This window comes from Micromonospora sp. NPDC050417 (assembly GCF_044458865.1).
Classification (GTDB): Bacteria; Actinomycetota; Actinomycetes; order Mycobacteriales; family Micromonosporaceae; genus Micromonospora_G.
Window position 1 is genome coordinate 16,607 of sequence record NZ_JBITIH010000020.1, and the last position, 18,397, is coordinate 35,003.

17 protein-coding genes are annotated in these 18,397 nt (G+C 69.7%); 12 read left to right on the forward strand and 5 right to left on the reverse strand.

The genetic code is table 11. The features are described 5' to 3' along the window. Position 1: 1 nt before the first annotated feature. Together ACIBF5_RS24150 and ACIBF5_RS24155 are read right to left on the reverse strand one after the other, a co-directional pair. A complete protein-coding gene (locus ACIBF5_RS24150; protein WP_396815142.1) occupies positions 2-1,771 on the reverse strand; it encodes an ATP-binding protein in 1,770 nt (589 codons plus the stop codon). 302 nt (positions 1,772-2,073) lie between these two features. Continuing rightward, the gene (locus tag ACIBF5_RS24155; RefSeq protein ID WP_396815143.1) at positions 2,074-3,408 is read right to left on the reverse strand and encodes a PHB depolymerase family esterase; all 1,335 of its coding nucleotides are present in this window, start codon (positions 3,406-3,408) and stop codon (positions 2,074-2,076) included. A 269-nt stretch (positions 3,409-3,677) separates the two neighbouring features. Here ACIBF5_RS24155 and ACIBF5_RS24160 point away from each other — a divergent pair, with 269 nt between their 5' ends. Together ACIBF5_RS24160 and ACIBF5_RS24165 are read left to right on the forward strand one after the other, a co-directional pair. Beyond that, positions 3,678-4,283, forward strand: coding sequence for a TetR/AcrR family transcriptional regulator (locus ACIBF5_RS24160; protein ID WP_396815144.1), 606 nt, complete (start codon positions 3,678-3,680; stop codon positions 4,281-4,283). Between the two features lie 53 nt (positions 4,284-4,336). Further along, complete coding sequence (locus tag ACIBF5_RS24165; protein WP_396815145.1) at positions 4,337-4,951, forward strand: hypothetical protein; 615 nt, start codon at positions 4,337-4,339, stop codon at positions 4,949-4,951. On the opposite strand, the gene ACIBF5_RS24170 is transcribed toward ACIBF5_RS24165, so the two are convergent. Both ACIBF5_RS24170 and ACIBF5_RS24175 read right to left on the reverse strand, forming a co-directional pair. Continuing rightward, positions 4,936-5,883 (reverse strand): pyrimidine reductase family protein, encoded by a 948-nt coding sequence (locus tag ACIBF5_RS24170; protein ID WP_396815146.1) that lies wholly within the window; start codon positions 5,881-5,883, stop codon positions 4,936-4,938. The genes ACIBF5_RS24165 and ACIBF5_RS24170 overlap by 16 nt on opposite strands. Before the next feature lie 125 nt (positions 5,884-6,008). Further along, entirely contained in the window at positions 6,009-6,170 is a 162-nt protein-coding gene (locus ACIBF5_RS24175) for a hypothetical protein (protein WP_396815147.1), read from the reverse strand. A gap of 34 nt (positions 6,171-6,204) precedes the next feature. On the opposite strand from ACIBF5_RS24175, the gene ACIBF5_RS24180 reads away from it, so the two are divergent. The 10 genes from ACIBF5_RS24180 (at position 6,205) to ACIBF5_RS24225 (ending at position 17,139) form a co-directional block, all read left to right on the forward strand. Further along, positions 6,205-7,392 carry an endonuclease gene (locus tag ACIBF5_RS24180; protein WP_396815148.1) on the forward strand — a complete coding sequence of 396 codons (1,188 nt, stop codon included), beginning with the start codon at positions 6,205-6,207 and terminating at the stop codon, positions 7,390-7,392. A gap of 10 nt (positions 7,393-7,402) precedes the next feature. Beyond that, the gene (locus ACIBF5_RS24185; RefSeq protein ID WP_396815149.1) at positions 7,403-7,825 is read left to right on the forward strand and encodes a phosphotransferase; all 423 of its coding nucleotides are present in this window, start codon (positions 7,403-7,405) and stop codon (positions 7,823-7,825) included. Positions 7,826-8,031: 206 nt separating this feature from the next. After that, positions 8,032-8,811: a TIGR03089 family protein gene (locus ACIBF5_RS24190; protein WP_396815150.1), complete on the forward strand. Its 780-nt coding sequence runs from the start codon at positions 8,032-8,034 to the stop codon at positions 8,809-8,811. A gap of 160 nt (positions 8,812-8,971) precedes the next feature. Next, the gene (locus tag ACIBF5_RS24195) at positions 8,972-10,132 is read left to right on the forward strand and encodes an alkaline phosphatase PhoX (RefSeq protein WP_396815151.1); all 1,161 of its coding nucleotides are present in this window, start codon (positions 8,972-8,974) and stop codon (positions 10,130-10,132) included. A gap of 325 nt (positions 10,133-10,457) precedes the next feature. Continuing rightward, positions 10,458-11,024, forward strand: coding sequence for a plasmid pRiA4b ORF-3 family protein (locus tag ACIBF5_RS24200; RefSeq protein ID WP_396815152.1), 567 nt, complete (start codon positions 10,458-10,460; stop codon positions 11,022-11,024). 285 nt (positions 11,025-11,309) lie between these two features. Then, a complete protein-coding gene (locus ACIBF5_RS24205) occupies positions 11,310-12,623 on the forward strand; it encodes an ABC transporter substrate-binding protein (protein ID WP_396815153.1) in 1,314 nt (437 codons plus the stop codon). Between the two features lie 94 nt (positions 12,624-12,717). Beyond that, positions 12,718-13,707, forward strand: coding sequence for a carbohydrate ABC transporter permease (locus tag ACIBF5_RS24210; protein ID WP_396815154.1), 990 nt, complete (start codon positions 12,718-12,720; stop codon positions 13,705-13,707). Positions 13,708-13,718: 11 nt separating this feature from the next. Next, entirely contained in the window at positions 13,719-14,621 is a 903-nt protein-coding gene (locus ACIBF5_RS24215; RefSeq protein WP_396815155.1) for a carbohydrate ABC transporter permease, read from the forward strand. Beyond that, a complete protein-coding gene (locus tag ACIBF5_RS24220; protein ID WP_396815156.1) occupies positions 14,618-16,009 on the forward strand; it encodes a GH1 family beta-glucosidase in 1,392 nt (463 codons plus the stop codon). Before ACIBF5_RS24215 ends, ACIBF5_RS24220 begins: the two co-directional genes overlap by 4 nt. Positions 16,010-16,092: 83 nt before the next feature. Then, entirely contained in the window at positions 16,093-17,139 is a 1,047-nt protein-coding gene (locus ACIBF5_RS24225) for a LacI family DNA-binding transcriptional regulator (RefSeq protein WP_396815157.1), read from the forward strand. A gap of 19 nt (positions 17,140-17,158) precedes the next feature. Here the strand turns inward: ACIBF5_RS24225 and ACIBF5_RS24230 are convergent, their stop codons facing one another. Continuing rightward, a complete protein-coding gene (locus ACIBF5_RS24230; RefSeq protein ID WP_396815158.1) occupies positions 17,159-18,376 on the reverse strand; it encodes an acyl-CoA dehydrogenase family protein in 1,218 nt (405 codons plus the stop codon). Between the last annotated feature and the right edge of the window lie 21 nt (positions 18,377-18,397).

An 18,397-nucleotide genomic window follows, 5' to 3' on the forward strand; every position in this document is an offset into this window, starting at 1 on the left:
CTCAGAACGGGATGTCGTCGTCGGTCAGCGCGCCGGCCCCGGAGCCGACCACCGCGAACGGGTCGGCCGCCTGGGTGATCGAGCGCAGCGTCTCCGACGGGGCCTGGCCGGCCTCGGAGACCCGGGTGGCCCAGGCGGGGAAGGGGAACTCCAGGCAGAGCGGGACCGGGATGTCCGGCTGGTTGACGAACATCGTGCCGGGTTTGGCGAGCAGGGCCCGCTGGCGTTGGGCCGGGGGGAGGAAACCGTACTCGGGGCGGGACGCCTCGGCCGGATCGAGCCGGCCGACCACCCGGATCGCCGAGTTGGTGACGATCCGCCGCTCGACCTCACTGGCGGTCTGCTGGGCACCGATCAGGATCACCCCGAGGGAACGGCCGCGCTCGGCGATGTCGAGCAGCACCTCCTTGATCGGGGAGGAGCCCTCGCGCGGGGCGTACTTGTTCAGCTCGTCGAGGACGACGAAGAGCAGCGGCTTGGCGGTGCCGGTCTTCTCCTTGTTCTCGAACTCGGTCTTGAGCGTCACACCGACCACGAAGCGTTGCGCCCGGTCCGGCAGGTTGTGCAGGTCGACGACGGTGACCTGGGCGCTCTCGGCGGTGTTGATCCGGTGCGGGCGGCGGGTGGCCAGGTCGCCCCGGATCAGCCGGCCCAGGTCCTTCTTGCTGTTGATCAGTCGTCGGGCGAAGGCGTTCACCGTGCCGGTGTTGATCGCGCTGCCGGCCCAGGTGGAACGGGTCTCCTCGTCGGTGAGCTGTTCCACGATGTGGTCGACCAGGTCGGGGTAGGAGTGCACCCGGACTCCGTCGATGCTCACCCCGCCATCGGCCGGCTGGGCGTAGCGGTGCAGGTGGGCGGTGACCGAGTGGACCACCATCGTGTACTGCTGCCGTTCGTCGTCGGCGTCGGCGAAGACGTACGGCAGCAGCCGGTCGGCGCAGAACTCGGTCAGCGTCCAGTAGAAGCTGTCCACCCCGGTCAATCGGCTGCTGACGTCCGGGGTGCCGGAGGCGTCCCCGGCCCTCGGCGGGGCGTAGACCCGCACGTCGGGGAAGGCGCCGGCGGTGAGCCCGAGTTTCGCGTACGCCGCCGTGGTGGCCGCGTCGAGTCGGGTGTTCGGGTGGTCCAGGAAGAGCAGGTCCTCGCCCTTGACGTTGAAGATCAGCGCCTTCGCGTTGACCGCGTCGCCGCCGAGCACGCCGGAGCGGAACACCGAGTAGAGCAGGAAGGTGGCGAAACTGGTCTTGGTCGCCACCCCGGAGATGCCGGAGATCGAGACGTGTGCGCCCCGGCTGCCGTCGAGGAAGTCGGCGTTGAGGAAGACCGGCACCCCGTCCCGGCCGGTCCCCATCGGCACCCGCCGCTCCATCCGGTCGAAGTGCAGCGCCGAGTCGCGCGCCTCGCCCTGGGCCCGGTGCACCAGCGCGCCGGGGGAGGGGGGCACGTAGAACTCCGGGTCGACCCGGGTGGTGGTGATCTCGGCGGCCTCCTGGACCTGGGCCGGCAGGGTGCCGTCGGCGATGGCGAAGACGTCGGAGTCGAACTGGGCGCCCTCGTGCCGGGCCCGGACCTGGGTGACCACGCCGGCGATCGTCACCGGTTCCCGGTCGGGCAGCTCCCGGCGGGTCACCACCACGTCGTCGAGTTGCAGGTAGCTGCCGGGGGCGACCGCGGTCCAGAACTGCAACGGGGTGGCGTCGGCGGTGCCGAGCACCCGGCCGACCTCCTCGCCCGGGTTGTCCGGCGTGCCGCCGGCCAGCGGGTCGCTCATCGCCGGCCCCTGACCGGACCCGGCCGGCGGGCCGGTCCCTGCGCGGCGGGGAGCCCTACGCCGGCGATGATGATCGACTTTCGCGGGAGATACAACACGAGATGCATCCTGCCCCACCCGTACGACAGCGCGCCAAGTCGACGCGCCTGCCGGCGGGGTCGGCCCGTGCCGGCGGTGGTGGGTGTCACCTCGCCGCCCCGGCCGGGGTGACGCGACGCGGCCCCCAGCCCCCGGCGCCCGGCGCCCGGCGGTTCGTCGGGAGTTGTCGCGTCACCCCGGCCGGGAGCCGGACGGGACGGGGGTCAGGTGAGGGTGCAGGCGACGCCGTTGAGCGTGAACGACGCCGGCCGGCCGGTGTTGCCGGTGTGGGTGGCCTGGAAGCCGATGCTGGTGGAGCCGTTCGGCGGGATCGTGCCGTTGTAGCTGACGTTGCGGGCGCTCACCGCGCCGCTGCTCGGGCTGTAGGAGGCGTTCCAGCCGGAGGTGATGGTCTGGCCTCCGGGCAGGGTGAAGGCCAGGGTCCAGCCGTTGACCGGGGCGCTGCCCCGGTTGCTGATGGTGATCGCGGCGGTCAGGCCGGTGTTCCAGGCGTTGACGGTGTAACCGACGGCGCAACCGCCCCCGGCCGGCGGCGGAGTGGTGGTCGGCGGCGGGGTGGTCGGCGGCGGGGTGGTGGGCGGTGGGGTGCTGGTTGGCGGCGGTGTGGTCGGCGGGGTGGTGGTGTTCAGGCCGAAGAACCGGATCGCCTCGGCGGCGTTCACCGGCAGGTTGTGCGGTACGCCCTGCATGCTGATCGCCTCGACCGGCGCGGTGGGGCCGCTGCCGCCGTACCGGGTCCGGGTGTAGCCGGACTGCGGGGTGTCGGTGAAGGTCGGCGTCTGGCTCAGCCCGTGGACGTTGGTCCACTGCTTGATCTCTTCGCCGAAGTTCGGGTAGCGCAGCGTCTCGTCGTTCGTGCCGTGCCAGAGCTGCATCCTCGGACGCGCTCCGGTGTATCCGGGGTACGCGTTGCGGACCAGGTCACCCCACTGCTGGGCGGTACGGATCACCTGCCCGTTGGCGCACTGGCTGTTCCAGGTCGAGCCGTCGGTGGTGGCGAAACAACTGTGCGGTACGCCGGCGAACGCGGCGCCGGCCTTGAACACGTCGGGATAGTTGCCGAGTAGGACGTTCGTCATCATCGCGCCCGAGGAGACGCCGGTCGCGTACACCCGGTCGGGGTCGCCGTTGTGACGCTGCTGGACGTACCGGACCATCGACAGGATCGAGACCGGGTCGCTGCCGCCGTCACGGCGCAGCGCCTGCGGCGAGTAGACGTCGAAGCACTGGCCGCTCCGGGTCGCCGAGGGATAGATCACGATGAAGCCGTACTGGTCGGCGAGCGAGGCGAACTGCGTGCCGGAGTAGAACGCCGGGCCGGTTCCGGTGCAGTAGTGCACCGCGACCAGGATCGCTGGTCGGGCCGCGACCCGGTCCGGCACGTAGAGGTGCATCCGCAGGTTGCTCGGGTTGGTGCCGAAGTTCGTCACCTCGGTCAACGTGGCCGCCGCCGCCGGTGGGGTGGCCACCGCCAGGCTGAGCAGCGCCAACGCCGCCGCGATTCCGGCGGCGCCGAGCAGGCGGGCGAGTCGTCTCATGCGTCTTCCTTTCGTCTGGCTGCGTCGACCGGGTGCGAGGCTTGCCGATCGACCGGTGGTGGTGAAACATTCCGCAGTATGGATCGAAACATTTCACTGCACAAGACATAGAGCAACATGAGTAATTCAAGGTAGTTGGCGGTTTTGCGGCCCGTAAGTTTTCGGTCTACGGTGAATTGGCGCCCTGGTTGGGTCGATCGCGGTGTGGTGCTCCGGCGGCTGCCTCCGCGATAATCTGGACCCGCAAGTCCAGACCAAGGAGCTGAGCGGTGACCCGGAACCTGACCCCGAAGGGGGCCGCCACCCGGCAGCGGATCGTCGAGGGCGCCGCCGCCGAGATCCGTGAGCGCGGCGTCGCCACCACCACCCTCGACGACGTACGCGCCCGCACCGGGACGAGCAAGAGCCAGCTCTTCCACTACTTCCCGGACGGCAAGGAGGAGCTGCTGCTCGCGGTCTCCCGGTACGAGGCCGGCCGGGTCCTGATCGACCAGCAGCCCTTCCTCGGCGACCTCACCTCCTGGTCGGCGTGGCACGCCTGGCGGGACGCGGTGGTGGCGCGCTACCGCGCACAGGGGCAGCAGTGCCCGCTCAACGTGTTGGTGTCGCAGTTGGGGCGCAACACCCCGGGCGCCCAGGCGGTGGTGCACGAACTGATCCGACAGTGGCAGTCGGAAATCGTCGTGGGGATCCGGCACATGCAGGGCATCGGTGAGATCGACCCGGAACTGGACGCCGACCGTACGGCCGCCGCCCTGATCGCCGGGATCCAGGGCGGCGTGACGATGATGCTCTCCACCGGTCGGCTCACCCACCTGGAGGCGGCCCTCGACGTGGGCATCGACAACCTCCGCCGCGTCCACGGGGGCCGTTGAACGACGACCCGGAGGGTGTGTTCCGGGGATTCTGAGCCAGCTAGCGTGGCACGGTGCAGGTTGCCCCGGATGACGCCGAACTGATCGCCGCCTCGCTGGCCGAGCGGATCTCCGCGCTCATCTTCCTCGACCGGACCCCGGAGCAGGTCACCGAGTTGCTGGTCGAGGAGATCGCGGACTGGGCGGTGGGGCGGGGCTTTCGGGTCTACCGCCGCGCGGCCAGTGTCCTGCCCCTGCCCCCGCCGTACGCACACCGACACTCCTTCCTCGATGTCGCCTGCGCCCGCCCGGACGGGCCACCGCTCGCGATCGAGATCGACCGTGGTAACCGGCGCCGGTCGGTGGAGAAGTTGTTGGCCGAGGCGGAGGCCGGGCGGATGCCGATCTGGGTCCGCTGGGGTCTGCGGGGCTTCGACCCGCCGCCGTCGCCGATCCAGATGGTGACCTGCCCGGTCACCTCCCGCCCGGGCCCGGACCCCAAGACACCGCTGTACTCCCGGCTGCCGGTGACCGAGCGTCCCGCCCCACCGCACACCGCCGCCGACCTGCGGGTCGACGAGCAGACCGACCTCTTCGCCGGCCCGGCTGAACTACCCGGCGCAGGGACCCGGCCAGCCACCCAGCCCGGGGTCGGCCGGGCGGGGCGGCGCGATCAGTCGCGGGCGTAGCGCAGCAGCAGGGTCGACTCGGCGGCGAGCAGGTGCCGCAGCGCCATCCCGCGCGGCGGGCTCGGCGTCCCGGCGGTGATCCGCCCGGCTCCCGCACCCGCCAGCAGTGGCGCCACGGTCAGGCAGACCTCGTCGACCAGGTCACTGGTGGTGAGCGAACCGAACAGGTACGGTCCGCCCTCGCAGAGCACCTGCCCCAGACCACGGCGGTGCAGTTCGGCCAGTCCGGCGGTGAGGTCGACCCGGTCCACCAGGTCGATCCGGTCGTTCTGGTCGACCACGCCGACCTGGTTCACCAGGCCGATCTCGGTGGACTCCTCGAACCGGGTCTTCGGGTCCAACGGGTCCGCACTGACCCGGATCAGGTCGGCGACGGCGGTCAGCCCCGGCGGCGGGGTGGCCCGGCCGTGGGTCAGCACCAGCGGGCGGACCGGTGCCTGCGCGAACGCCGCCTGTCCGGGGTCGAGGTCCAGCGCTCCGGAGACCACGACCAGGGTCGGGTACTCGTGCAACCCGTGGGCGCGGCGCCAGGCCCGGCGCCGCTCGTCGAGGCGGAGCGGACCGTAGTTCTCCTGGCGCAGGGTGCCGGCACCGACCACCAGGGCGTCACAGAGCATCCGGAGTACGCCGAAGACCCGCTTGTCCGGCCCGCTGGAGAGCCCGGCGGAGAAGCCGTCGACCGCCACCGCGCCGTCGATACTCGACACGAAGTTGACCCGCAGGTGCGGCTTCTCGGTCCGGCCGTAGAGCGCGGCGAGCGCGGCGTCGTCCAGCGGGGTGTCGTCCGGCGCCGGCCAGAGGCGGCGGATCGGGACCCGTGGGTCGGTCGTCGGGATCGACGGACCGGTGCCGTCACCGCCCGGCGTCTTCGGTAGGGACTCGGCCTCGCCCGGTGTGAGTGGCGTCGACTCGGCCTGCATCGGGTCGTTCATTCGCCGGCCGGGCCGGTGACCGGTGGGGTCGGCACCGGGACCCGGTGCTGGCAGTCGCACCAGTTCCGGCCGGGGCACTGGTCATGCCGCCGTTCGCGGCACGCTCGGCAGATCATGTCGAAACCCTATGCGGTACGGTCGGTTCGGGCCCGCTGGTCGGCCCGACCTGTGGCGAACAGCTCCAGGGTCGGCGGGAGTTGGGAGTGCGGCGGCTCGGGTAGCGCGTCGACGGTGAACCAGCCGAGCCGACTGTCATGACGCTGCTCCAAATGATCGACTCGTGCCATCCCAGCACAGTCGACTCCACTAGCATGGCCGGGTATGGACCTGAAGCGGATCGCCGGTTCACGCTCGTGGCGGCTGGCGATCGGGCTGGTGCTCGTCCTCGGTGTCGGGGTGCCGGTCGTGGCGATGTCGGCCTCGTCGGAGACCCTGACCGTCGCTGAGGCACTGGCGTCCCAGGACGGCGGATCCGCTTCGGTCACCGGTTATGTCGTCGGTCAGCCGACGGCGACCGACACGGTGCTCCGCGCGGATTTCACCTCGGACACGGCGATCGCTATCGCCGACCTGGCCAGTGAGCCCGCCACCGCGAAGATGCTCTACGTGCAGGTCACCGGTTCCTACCGGAGCACCTTCGGTCTCCGGTCCAACCCGTCGTCGCGGGGACGCGCCGTCACCGTCACCGGCACCCTGACGGCGTACTTCTCGCACGGGGGGCTGAAGAACCCGACCGCGATGAGCGTCGACGGTTCCGAGCCGCCCGCCGAGCCCACCCCCACCCCGACGCCCGGTACGACGCCCGGCGGCGACGACTACGACCGGACGTACTACGCGAGCGCGGTCGGCAAGTCCGGTGTTGCGCTGCGTACCGCCCTGCACGAGGTGATCAGCGTGCAGCGGACGGTCACGTACGACCAGGCGTGGGAGGCGTTGAAGGAGACGGACCAGGATCCGGCGAACCCGGGCAACGTCATCCTGCTCTACAGCGGGCGGTCGCAGCGCAAGGACGTCAACGGGGGCGACCCGGACGACTGGAACCGTGAGCATGTCTGGGCCAAGTCGCACGGCGACTTCGGCACCGCGACCGGTCCCGGCACCGACCTGCACCACCTGCGACCGGAGGACGTGTCGGTCAACTCGGATCGGGGCAACAAGGACTTCGACAACGGGGGCAGCCCGGTTCGGGAGGCGCCGGGCAACTTCACCGACGGCGATTCGTGGGAGCCGCGTGACGCGGTCAAGGGCGACGTCGCCCGCATGATCATGTACATGGCGATCAGGTACGAGGGCGGCGACGGCTGGCCGAACCTGGAGCCGAACGAGTCCGTACGCAACGGCAGTGCCCCGTACATCGGGAAGCTCTCGGTCCTGTTGCGGTGGAACCGGGCGGACCCGCCGGACGCGTTCGAGAAGCGCCGCAATCAGCTCATCTACGACCGTTGGCAGGGCAACCGTAATCCGTTCGTCGATCATCCCGAGTGGGCGACCGCGATCTGGGGCGGCTAGCGTCGCGGCCGTGAGCGACGGAACCCTTCTCGCGTCGGGCCGGGACGCCGACGTCTTCGCGCTGGACGACGCGCGGGTTCTGCGCCGCTACCGGGACGGCGGCGACACCGCCAGCGAGGCGGCGCTCATGGCGTACCTCAGTGCGCTCGGTTATCCGGTGCCGGTGGTCCACGCCGCCGACGGCCCGGACCTGGTGCTGGAACGACTCGACGGCGCAACCCTGCTGGACGCGCTGCTCACCGGCGCGATCGACACCGAAGGCGCCGCCGAACTCCTGGCGGAACTGCACGTACGGTTGCACGCGTTGCCGCCCCGGCTCGGCGTCGACCCGGCCGACTTCGACGTGGCCATGACGGCCCTCATCTTCGCCGAGGTCGCGGTCGGCGAGGAGATCCCGCTCGCCGACGCCCTGGTCCAGACCCGCGCCGACTGACCCCGCCCGTCCCACTCCCGGGCCGCCGCCGCCCGTTCCTGTCGCCTGTCCCGGCTCCGGTCACGATGTGTAACCTCGCCAGACGCGGTACCGCTTCTTTCCCTTACCTCTCCAGGCGAGTACGTACATCGTTTTTGATGTACGACAAATTCGTGTTACCGCTCTGGGCGAGCCCCTTTCGGGTGGGATTCGGTATCGTCGCCCCGATGGACGTGACTGCTGCACGCCGTACCGAGGAAGTTCCCGCTCTGCTGGACGCGGCGGCGGTCGACACCTCGCGACCACTGCTCACCTATTGTGACGACGCGACCGGAGAGCGGATCGAGCTGTCCGCAGCCGAGTTGGGCGGGTGGGCGGCCAGGACGGCGAATCTGCTCGTCGACGGTTGCCGCCTGCATCCCGGTGACCGCGCGGCGGTGCTTCTCCCGCCACACTGGCAGACCGCCGCAGTGCTGCTCGGCGCCTGGTCGGCCGGCGTGTCGGTGGCCTACCACCTGGTCGCCACCGCCGGTCTGCCGCGAATCGGCCCGGGTGCGGACCTGCCGGCCGACGTCACCTTCGTGGCGCACCACCGGATCGACAACTGGCTGGAGGACGTGCCCGAGGCAGCGCACCAGTTCGTGCTCGGGCTCGCACCGGGGGCGGAACCGATGCGCGAGGTGCCCGCCGGCTACCGGGACTACCTGGTCGAGGTCCGCGGGCACGGTGACAGCGCGCCGGCGTACGCCTCCGTCAGGCCCACGGACGCGGCCACGGTCGACGGCACCAGCTACCGGGAGTGGGCGACGGTGGCCCAGGGGATCGCCGCGTCCCGCGACCTCCGGCCGGGCGACCGGGTGCTGGTCGACACGGCAGGGCAGGAACAGCCGGTGATCTGGCTGCTCGCCCCGCTGTTCGCCGGCGCGTCGGTGATCCTCTGCCACAACCTCGCGCCCGGCACCGCCGAATCCCGCGCCCGCGCCGAAGGCGCCACCCGCGTCTTTTGAGCACGACGTCGGCGCTGGATCCTGTCGGACCATTCACGTAGCCCGCCGCCCGGCGAACCGCCCGATCGTTCATCTATCGATGACGGTCGTTCATTCACGTATCGTTTCCCCGCAACAGCGGAACGTTACGTTCCTCGGACCCATCCTCAAGGAGGTCCAGATGGATCGACGGAACATGCTGCGTGCCACCGTGCTCGGCGCAGGCGCGGTAGCGCTGCCGTTCACCGCCTGGTCAGCGGCGTACGCGGCACCGGCGCAGAACGCAACCGGCCCGTACGGTCCGCTCCAGTCGGCCAACAGCCACGGCATTCAGCTCCCGGCCGGCTTCACCAGCCAGATCGTCGCCCGTTCCGGCCAGGTCGTGCCCGGCACCTCGTACACCTGGCACAGCGCGCCCGACGGCGGCGCGGTGTACGCCAACGGCAGCGGCTGGGTCTACGTCTCCAACTCCGAGACCAGCGCGGGTTCCGGTGGCGGTGCGTCCCGGATCCTGTTCGACGCGAACGGCGCCGTCACCGGGGCGTCCCGGATCCTGTCCGGCACCAACAACAACTGCGCGGGTGGCAAGACCCCGTGGAACACCTGGTTGTCCTGCGAGGAGGTCAGCCTCGGCCGGGTGTGGGAGACGTACCCGCTCGGCGGCACCGCCGTGGTCCGTCCGGCGATGGGTCGGTTCAAGCACGAGGCCGCCGCCGCCGACCCGGACCGGCGGGTCATCTACCTCACCGAGGACGAGACCAACGGCAAGCTCTACCGTTTCATCCCGAACACCTGGGGCGACCTGTCCGCCGGCGCGCTCCAGGTGCTGGTCGCCGGCAGCGCCACGTCCGGCTCGTTCACCTGGGCCGCCGTACCCGATCCGGACGGCTCCCCGACGGTGACCCGGTCGCAGGTATCCGGCGCCAAGTCGTTCAACGGCGGGGAGGGCTGCCACTACTCCGACAACACCCTGTGGTTCACCACGAAGGGCGACAACCGGGTCTGGCAGCTCAACCTCGCCAACAGCACCTACGAGCTCGCCTACGACGACAACCTCGTCAGCCCCGGCTCGGCACCGCTGACCGGTGTCGACAACATCACCGGTTCTTCTTTCGGTGACCTCTACGTCGCCGAGGACGGCGGCAACATGGAGATCTGCGTGATCACGCCGGACGACAAGATCTCCGTGTTCCTCCGGATCACCGGCCAGGGCTCGTCGGAGATCTGTGGTCCGGCGTTCACCCCGGCCGGGAACCGTTTGTACTTCTCGTCCCAGCGCGGCACCTCGGGCTCCTCCTCCGGCGGCATCACGTACTGCGTCACCGGCCCGTTCCGCACCTGAGCCCCATCGAAACAGACGATCGGGAAGCGGAACCTCGGCCCGTCTGGCCGGAGTTCCGCCGCCCGGTGGCAAGCTGCGGGTCGCCTGGCCGGTGACGACGACCTGGATGGCTTCGAGATCCTGTGTGAGTGGAGCTGTCGCAACTGCCCGCCGAGCTGCCAGCGAGCGATGGTGGGGCCGTCCTCTGACCCCTTCGGGGATCGCTTGCGGCTCCCGGCGCGTCGGGCGAGTCGCGGCGGGCGAGTCGCGTCGGTTACCCGACAGATAGATCCGGGGCTATTCGGTTGAGTCTCCGGTGTGGCGTTGACCTGCATGGTATTGATTGATGGTGCGCGAACTGTCGAGCCCGCAACGGCAGATCTTCCAACTGAAGGTCTCGCTCTCCGATGTCACGCCCCTGGTGTGGCGGCGGGTGCTGGTGCCGGGTGGCTACACCCTGGACCGACTGCACCGCGTCCTCCAGCATGTGATGGGTTGGCAGGACTGCCACCTGCACTCGTTCGAGATCGACGGGTTGCAGTACGGCGAACCTGACCCGGACGGCGAGCTGACCGTGCGCGACGAGCTGGACACCCGGCTGGACGCGGTGGTCGGCAAGGGCAGCCGGTTCCGTTACACCTATGACTTCGGCGACTGGTGGGAGCACGACATCACGGTCGAGGACGCGTTCGGTGCCGACCCGGGGGAGCGCTACCCGATCTGCGTGACCGGTGCCCGCGCCTGCCCGCCCGAGGATGTCGGCGGGCCGTTCGGTTACCGCACCTTCCTGGTCGCGCTCGCCGACTCCGGGCATCCGGACCATGAGCCGATGCGGGAGTGGATCGGACGCCCGTTCGACGCCGAGGCGTTCGTGGCCGATCGTGCCACCACGCTCGCCCGCCGCCTCTGCTGAGCCCGCGCGACGTTCCGGCCCTTGCCGGTGGCTGGAACCGGTAGCTGGCTGCCGTTAGCACACCTTCTTTGCCCGCGCTGACCCGGTTCGTGGCGGTAACGAAATGGGAACGCTCCCATCGGGCTATTGACACTCCGGTAACCCAACGGCAATCTCATGGGAGCGCTCCCGGCCACTGTGTCTCGCGCCACACGACCGAGCACGACGTCCACCGGGGCAGCCGTTCCCGCGCCAACCCGCACCACCGCCCCCACCACACATACATGCGACCTGAGAGGGGTCAGGATGAGCGTCACGTCCCGCCGTCGGCGGTTCGCGGCTATCGCAATCGCGTCCGTCGCGGTGTTCGCCACGACGGCCTGTGGCGACGACTCGTCGGGAGATTCCGCCGATCCCAACGCGCCCGTCACGCTGATCGTCGACGTCTTCGGCGACCAGGGTTTCGGGTACGAGGGCCTGTACGAGCAGTACAAGAAGGACCACCCGAACGTCACGATCCAGGAGCGCGGCAAGGGCCTCGGCCTCGGTGACTACAACACCCGGCTGACCCAGCAGATCACCGCCGGCTCCGGCGCCGGTGACGTCGTCGCCCTCGAAGAGGGCACGATCGTGCAGTTCTACGCGCAGGCCGACAAGTTCGTGAACCTCGCGGACGAGGGCGCAGGCGACCTCAAGGCGAACTACCTGCCGTGGAAGTGGGAGCAGGGCACCACCCCCGACGGCAAGGTGCTCGGCCTCGGCACCGACGTCGGCTCGATGGCGATCTGCTACCGCAGCGACCTGTTCAAGGCCGCCGGGCTCCCCACCGAGCGGGAAGCGGTCGGTGCGCTCTGGCCGACCTGGGACGCCTTCATCGAGCAGGGGGCCAAGTTCGCCGCCGCCGACTCGAAGAACAAGTTCGTCGACTCGGCGACCAACTTCTTCAACGTCGTACTGAGCCAGGTGGCGGGCCAGGGCACCGGCTACACGTACTACGACAAGAGCAACAAGCTGGTCCTGTCGAGCAACCCGGACGTCAAGACGGCGTTCGACCTGACCACCAAGATGATCAACGCGAAGCTCTCGAACAACCTCCAGTCGTTCTCCAACGAGTGGAACGCCGGCTTCAAGAACGGCACCTTCGCCACCATCGCCTGCCCCGCCTGGATGACCGGCGTGATCAAGGGCCAGGCCGGTGACGCGGCGGCCGGTAAGTGGGACGTGGCCAAGGCCCCCGGCAACGGCGGCAACTGGGGCGGCAGCTTCCTCGCCGTGCCGAAGTCGAGCAAGCACCAGAAGGCGGCGGCGGAGCTGGCCAAGTACCTGACCAGCGCGCAGAGCCAGATCGAGGTCTTCAAGAAGCTGGGCAACCTGCCCTCGCAGCCGGCCGCGCTCAACGACCCGGCGGTCACCGCCGCGACCAACGACTACTTCAGCAACGCGCCGATCGGCAAGATCTTCGCCGCCGGTGCCACCGACCTGAAGCCGGTCTACCTCGGCCCGAAGAACCAGGCCGTACGGACCGCGGTGGAGAACGCGCTGCGCGCTGTCGAGCAGGGGCAGGCCGCCGACGCGGCCTGGCAGGACGCGCTGAAGAACGGTGCGGCCGCCGGTAAGTGACCCGGTGAGTGACGTACGTACGGGTGGCGCCGACAGGTACCCGCTGTCGGCGCCACCCCGGCGTGAGACGTCACCCCTAGTTGAAGGACTTCCGATGAGCCTGGATCTCGACCCGGCCCCGGCGGCCGGCCGGCACAGCCGCTCGGCGGACGACGAGCGGCGGCCCCGGCCCACCCGTGGTCGTACGCTCACCCGGCTGGACCTCAAGGTCTCGCCCTACCTGTACATCCTTCCGTTCTTCGTCATCTTCGCGGTCTTCAGCGCCTATCCGATCGGTTACACCGTCTGGATCGCGCTGACCGACCGGTCGCCGATGAACGCCACGATCAGCTTCGTCGGGCTGGACAACTTCGTCGAGCTGATCACCCAGGACCCGCAGTTCTGGAACGCGGTGGTCAACACGTTCGGCATGTTCGTGATGTCGACGGTCCCGCAACTGCTGATCGCGCTGCTGCTGGCGAACGCGCTGAACCGGAAGATCAAGGGCCAGACCTTCTTCCGGATGGCCATCGCGATGCCGATCATCACCTCGACCGCGGTGGTGGCGCTGATCTTCTCGATGCTCTACGCCCGGGAGTTCGGGCTGGCCAACTGGCTGCTCGACCTGGTCGGCATCGACCCGATCGACTGGCGGGCCAACCGGTACGCCTCCTGGTTCGCCATCTCCACGATGGTCGACTGGCGCTGGATCGGCTACAACGCGCTGATCTACCTCGCCGCCATGCAGTCGATCAACAAGGACGTCTACGAGGCGGCGGCGCTCGACGGCGCCTCCAAGACCCGGCAGTTCTGGTCGATCACCATTCCGCAGCTCCGCCCGACGATCATCTTCACGTTGATCATCTCGACCATCGGGGGCCTGCAACTCTTCACCGAACCGCTCCTGTTCACCAGCGGTTCGGGCGGCATCTCCGGCGGTTCACAGGGCCAGTTCCAGACGATCACGATGTATCTGCTCGACGTGATGAACACCCGCTTCCGGTGGGGCTATGCCGGTGCGGTCGCGCTCGTGCTCTTCGTACTGATCGCGTTGATGTCGACCATCAACTACCTGCTGGCCCGTCGCATCAGCTCGGACAAGTGAGGGACGCGAGAATGACCACCACCACGCTCGGGCCCCGGCCCTCGCCGCTCGCCCCGACCAAGGACCGCCCCCGCAACCGGGCCGAGCGGCTCTGGAAGGCCAGCCCGCTGACCTGGGTCGGCCTCGTCCTCGCCGTGATCCTGTCGCTCTTCCCGTTCTACTGGATGATCGTCATCGCGTCACGTACGAACGACGCGGCCAACTCCTGGCCGCCGCCGTTCCTTCCCGGCGGCAAGCTCGGCGAGAACATCGAACGGGTACTGGCCAACGGCGACGCGAACATCGTCAAGGGACTGATGAACTCGTTCCTCGTCTCCGGCACGATCACCGTCGCCACCGTGTTCTTCGGCTCGCTCGCCGGGTTCGCCTTCGCCAAGCTCCGGTTCAAGGGCAAGAACGCGCTGCTGCTGATCATCCTCGCCTCGATGATGGTGCCGATCCAACTCGGTGTGCTGCCGCTCTACATCCTGATGGCGAAGCTGGAGTGGCTCAACACCATGCCGTCGGTCACCGTGCCGTTCCTGATCGGCGGCTTCGGGATCTTCATGATGCGCCAGTACGCCGAACAGGCCGTACCGAACGAGTTGATCGAGGCGGCCCGGGTCGACGGCTGCTCCACCTGGCGCGTCTACTGGCACGTGGTCGCCCCGGCGCTGCGGCCGGCCGCAGCCGTCCTCGGCCTGCTCACCTTCATGGAACAGTGGAACCAGTTCTTCTGGCCCTTCGTCGTGCTGGCCGACCCGGCCAACCCGACCGTGCAGATCTCGCTGCGCAGCCTGAACTCGGCCTACTTCGCCGACAACTCGCAGATCTTCGCCGGCACCCTGATCGCCACGTTGCCGTTGTTCATCGTGTTCATTCTCTTCGGCCGCCAGATCATCGGCGGCATCATGGAAGGCGCCGTCAAGTCGTGACCAACCAGCTCATCTTCCCGAGCACCTTCCTCTGGGGTGCCGCCACGGCGGCGTACCAGATCGAGGGTGCGGCAACCGAAGGCGGCCGTACCCCGTCGATCTGGGACACGTTCAGCCACACCCCCGGCCTGACCAAACTGGGGCACACCGGGGACGTGGCCTGCGACCACTACCACCGGTTCCGCGAGGACATCAAGCTGATGACCGAGATGGGGCTGAAGTCGTACCGGTTCTCGCTCTCCTGGCCCCGGATCCAGCCCAACGGCAGCGGACGGGCCAACCCCGAGGGAGTCGACTTCTACCAGCGGCTCGTCGACGACCTGCTCGAAAACGGCATCGAGCCATGGGTGACGCTCTACCACTGGGACCTGCCGCAGCCGTTGCAGGACGCCGGTGGCTGGCCCGCCCGGGACACCGCCGAGCGCTTCGCCGAGTACGCCGCCCTCTCCCACCACGTCCTCGGCGACCGGGTCCGCTACTGGACCACCCTCAACGAGCCCTGGTGCTCGGCCTTCCTCGGTTACGGCTCCGGGGCGCACGCCCCCGGGCTGAGTGACCCGGAGGCGGCGGTGAAGGCCGGTCACCACCTGATGCTCGGCCACGGTCTCGCCGTCCAGGCGATCCGGGACGTCCGGCCCGACCACGAACTCGGCATCACGCTCAACCTGTACGCGGTCTCGCCCCAGCAGGACACCCCGGCCGACGTCGACGCCGCCCGCCGCATCGACGGACTGGCCAACCGGTTCTTCCTCGACCCGATCCTGCGCGGGGAGTACCCGGCCGACGTGGTCGAGGACCTGGCGAAGGTGACCGACTTCGGACACGTACGCGAGGGCGACATGGAGATCATCTCCACCCCGCTCTCGGTGCTCGGGATCAACTACTACAGCCGGCACGTGGTGGCCGCACCGATCGAGGGGGTCGAGCCGGAGCCGTACTGGCGGGCACCGTCGAACTGGCCCGGCAGCGAGCAGGTCCGGTTCGTCACCCGGGGTGTGCCGGTGACCGACATGAACTGGGAGATCGACGCCCCCGGCCTGGTCGAGGTGCTGGAGCGGGTGCACCGGGAGTACCCGGAGGTGCCGCTCTACATCACCGAGAACGGGGCGGCCTTCGTCGACGAGGTGGTCGACGGGGAGGTCGACGACGTCGACCGGGTAGCGTACTTCGACGCCCATCTCCGGGCCTGCCACACCGCGATCGAGGCGGGCGTGCCGTTGCGTGGATACTTCGCCTGGTCCCTGATGGATAATTTCGAATGGGCATGGGGCTACACGAAGCGTTTCGGCATGATCCACGTCGATTACGACAGCCAGCTTCGTACCCCCAAGTCCAGCGCCAGGTGGTACGCCGACGTGATCCGACGTAACGGTCTGGCCGCACAATAACCAGGCCAGTCAGAAGCGGGGTGCCGGCACCGACCCATCGACGGAGTCGGTGCCGACCCACCCCAACGTCGGAGGAGCAGACCATGACAACCCAGCGCACCCGGTCACTCGGGCGGCCCACCCTGGACGCGGTTGCCGCCCGTGCCGGGGTCGGCCGGGGAACGGTCTCCCGGGTCGTCAACGGCTCGCCGCAGGTGAGCCCGGAGGCCAGGGCCGCCGTCCAGCAGGCCATCGCCGAACTCGGCTACGTACCCAACCGCGCCGCCCGCGCGCTGGTCACGCAGCGTACGGACTCGGTGGCGTTGGTCGTCTCGGAGTCGGAGGAACGGGTCTTCGGCGAGCCGTTCTTCGCCGGCATCGTGCGCGGCATCAGCTCCGGCCTGCTCGACACCCCGATGCAGCTCTGGCTCGCCATGGCCCAGTCACCGGCCGAGCGGGAACGGGTCGAGCACCACCTCACTCCGCAGCACGTGGACGGCGTACTCCTGCTCTCCCTGCACGACGCCGACCCGCTCCCGACCCTGCTGGAGCAGCGGTCGTTGCCGGCGGTGCTCGGCGGACGGCCCGCCCGGATGCTGCAACCGGGCGCCCAGGCCGCCTACTTCGTCGACGTCGACAACGCCGGCGGTGCCCGTCAGGCGGTGGAACACCTGGTCCAGCGGGGCCGGACCCGGGTCGCCACGATCGCCGGCCCGCAGGACATGGCGGTCGGCGTGGCCCGGCTCGCCGGCTACCGGCAGGCGGTCCAGGCCAGCGGCCGGCCGGTCAGCGAACACCTGATCGCGTACGGGGACTTCAGCGAGAGCAGCGGCACCTCGGCCATGCGGCGGCTGCTGGAGCAGTGCCCGGACCTCGATGCGGTCTTCGTCGCCTCCGACCTGATGGCCTGCGGTGCGCTGCGCGCCCTGCGGGACGCCGGTCGGCGGGTGCCCGAGGACGTGGCGGTGGTCGGGTTCGAGGACGCGCCGATCGCCCGTCAGGCAGACCCGCCGCTGACCACCGTTCACCAACCGGTGGAGGAGATGGGCCGGCAGATGGCCCGGTTGCTGATGTCCCGGATCCGCCGCGAGGACCTCCAGACCCCGTACGTCCTTCTCGACACCCACCTGGTCCACCGCGCCTCCGCCTGACCCCTCCCGCTGGCGGGGATCAGGACGGGGCCCAGCGGCGCAGTTCGCGGCGGGCGAGGGAGGCGCGGTGGACCTCGTCGGGGCCATCGGCCAGGCGGAGCGTCCGGGCCTGGGCCCAGAGTGCGGCAAGCGGGGTGTCCTGGCTGACGCCGGCCGCGCCGTACGCCTGGATCGCCTTGTCGATCACCCACTCGGCCATCGCCGGGGTGGCGATCTTGATGGCCTGGATCTCGCTGTGCGCTCCCCGGTTCCCGACCGTGTCCATCAACCAGGCGGTCTTGAACACCAGCAGCCGGGCCTGCTCGATCCGAACCCGTGATTCCGCGATCCAGTCCCGGATCACCCCCTGCTCGGAGAGCGGCCGGCCGAACGCGACCCGCTGCGAGGTACGCCGGCAGAGCAGTTCGAGGGCCCGTTCGGCCATCCCGACCAGGCGCATGCAGTGGTGGATCCGGCCCGGCCCGAGTCGCGCCTGGGCGATCGCGAAACCGTTGCCCTCGCCGCCGATCAGGTTCTCCGCCGGCACCCGTACGTCTTCGAAGCTCACCTCGGCATGGCCACCGTGGGCGCCGTCGGTGTAACCGAACACGGTCATGCCGCGCCGTACCGTCACACCCGGGGTGTCCCGGGGCACCAGCACCATGCTCTGCTGCCGGTGCCGGTCGGCGTCCGGGTCGGTCTTGCCCATCACGATGAAGATCTCGCAGCGCGGGTCCATCGCCCCGGACGACCACCACTTGCGCCCGTTCACCACGAACTCGTCGCCCTTACGGTCGATCCGGGTGGCGATGTTGGTGGCGTCCGAGGAGGCCACCTCCGGCTCCGTCATGCAGAACGCCGAGCGGATCTCCCCGTCCAGCAACGGGTGCAGCCAGCGCTCCCGCTGGGCCGGCGAGCCGAACTCGGCCAGCAACTCCATGTTGCCGGTGTCCGGGGCCGCGCAGTTGAGCGCCTCCGGCGCCAGGTGCGGGCTGCGTCCGGTCAGCTCGGCCAGCGGTGCGTACTGGAGGTTCGTCAGGCCGGCGCCGTACCCGGGGTCGGGGAGGAAGAGGTTCCACAGCCCGCGCTCCCGGGCCACGGCCTTGAGTTCGTCGAGCACCGGCGGCCGGGACCACGGATCGGCCTCCTCGGCCACCTGGGCCGCGTGCACCGGCTCGGCCGGGTAGATGTGCCCCACCAGGAAGTCGTGCAACTTCTCGTGCAGCTCGGCGGTGCGGGCGTCGAATCCGAACTCCATCAGTCTGTCTCCCTGTCGCGT

Excerpts from the sequence above, each read along its gene's own strand:
- ACIBF5_RS24150 (WP_396815142.1), bottom strand. The coding sequence starts at position 1,771 with ATGAGCGACCCGCTGGCCGGCGGCACGCCGGACAACCCGGGCGAGGAG.
- ACIBF5_RS24155 (WP_396815143.1), bottom strand. The coding sequence starts at position 3,408 with ATGAGACGACTCGCCCGCCTGCTCGGCGCCGCCGGAATCGCGGCGGCG.
- ACIBF5_RS24170 (WP_396815146.1), bottom strand. The coding sequence starts at position 5,883 with ATGAACGACCCGATGCAGGCCGAGTCGACGCCACTCACACCGGGCGAG.
- ACIBF5_RS24175 (WP_396815147.1), bottom strand. The coding sequence starts at position 6,170 with ATGGCACGAGTCGATCATTTGGAGCAGCGTCATGACAGTCGGCTCGGC.
- ACIBF5_RS24180 (WP_396815148.1), top strand. The coding sequence starts at position 6,205 with ATGGACCTGAAGCGGATCGCCGGTTCACGCTCGTGGCGGCTGGCGATC.
- ACIBF5_RS24190 (WP_396815150.1), top strand. The coding sequence starts at position 8,032 with ATGGACGTGACTGCTGCACGCCGTACCGAGGAAGTTCCCGCTCTGCTG.
- ACIBF5_RS24195 (WP_396815151.1), top strand. The coding sequence starts at position 8,972 with ATGGATCGACGGAACATGCTGCGTGCCACCGTGCTCGGCGCAGGCGCG.
- ACIBF5_RS24200 (WP_396815152.1), top strand. The coding sequence starts at position 10,458 with ATGGTGCGCGAACTGTCGAGCCCGCAACGGCAGATCTTCCAACTGAAG.
- ACIBF5_RS24205 (WP_396815153.1), top strand. The coding sequence starts at position 11,310 with ATGAGCGTCACGTCCCGCCGTCGGCGGTTCGCGGCTATCGCAATCGCG.
- ACIBF5_RS24210 (WP_396815154.1), top strand. The coding sequence starts at position 12,718 with ATGAGCCTGGATCTCGACCCGGCCCCGGCGGCCGGCCGGCACAGCCGC.
- ACIBF5_RS24215 (WP_396815155.1), top strand. The coding sequence starts at position 13,719 with ATGACCACCACCACGCTCGGGCCCCGGCCCTCGCCGCTCGCCCCGACC.
- ACIBF5_RS24225 (WP_396815157.1), top strand. The coding sequence starts at position 16,093 with ATGACAACCCAGCGCACCCGGTCACTCGGGCGGCCCACCCTGGACGCG.
- ACIBF5_RS24230 (WP_396815158.1), bottom strand. The coding sequence starts at position 18,376 with ATGGAGTTCGGATTCGACGCCCGCACCGCCGAGCTGCACGAGAAGTTG.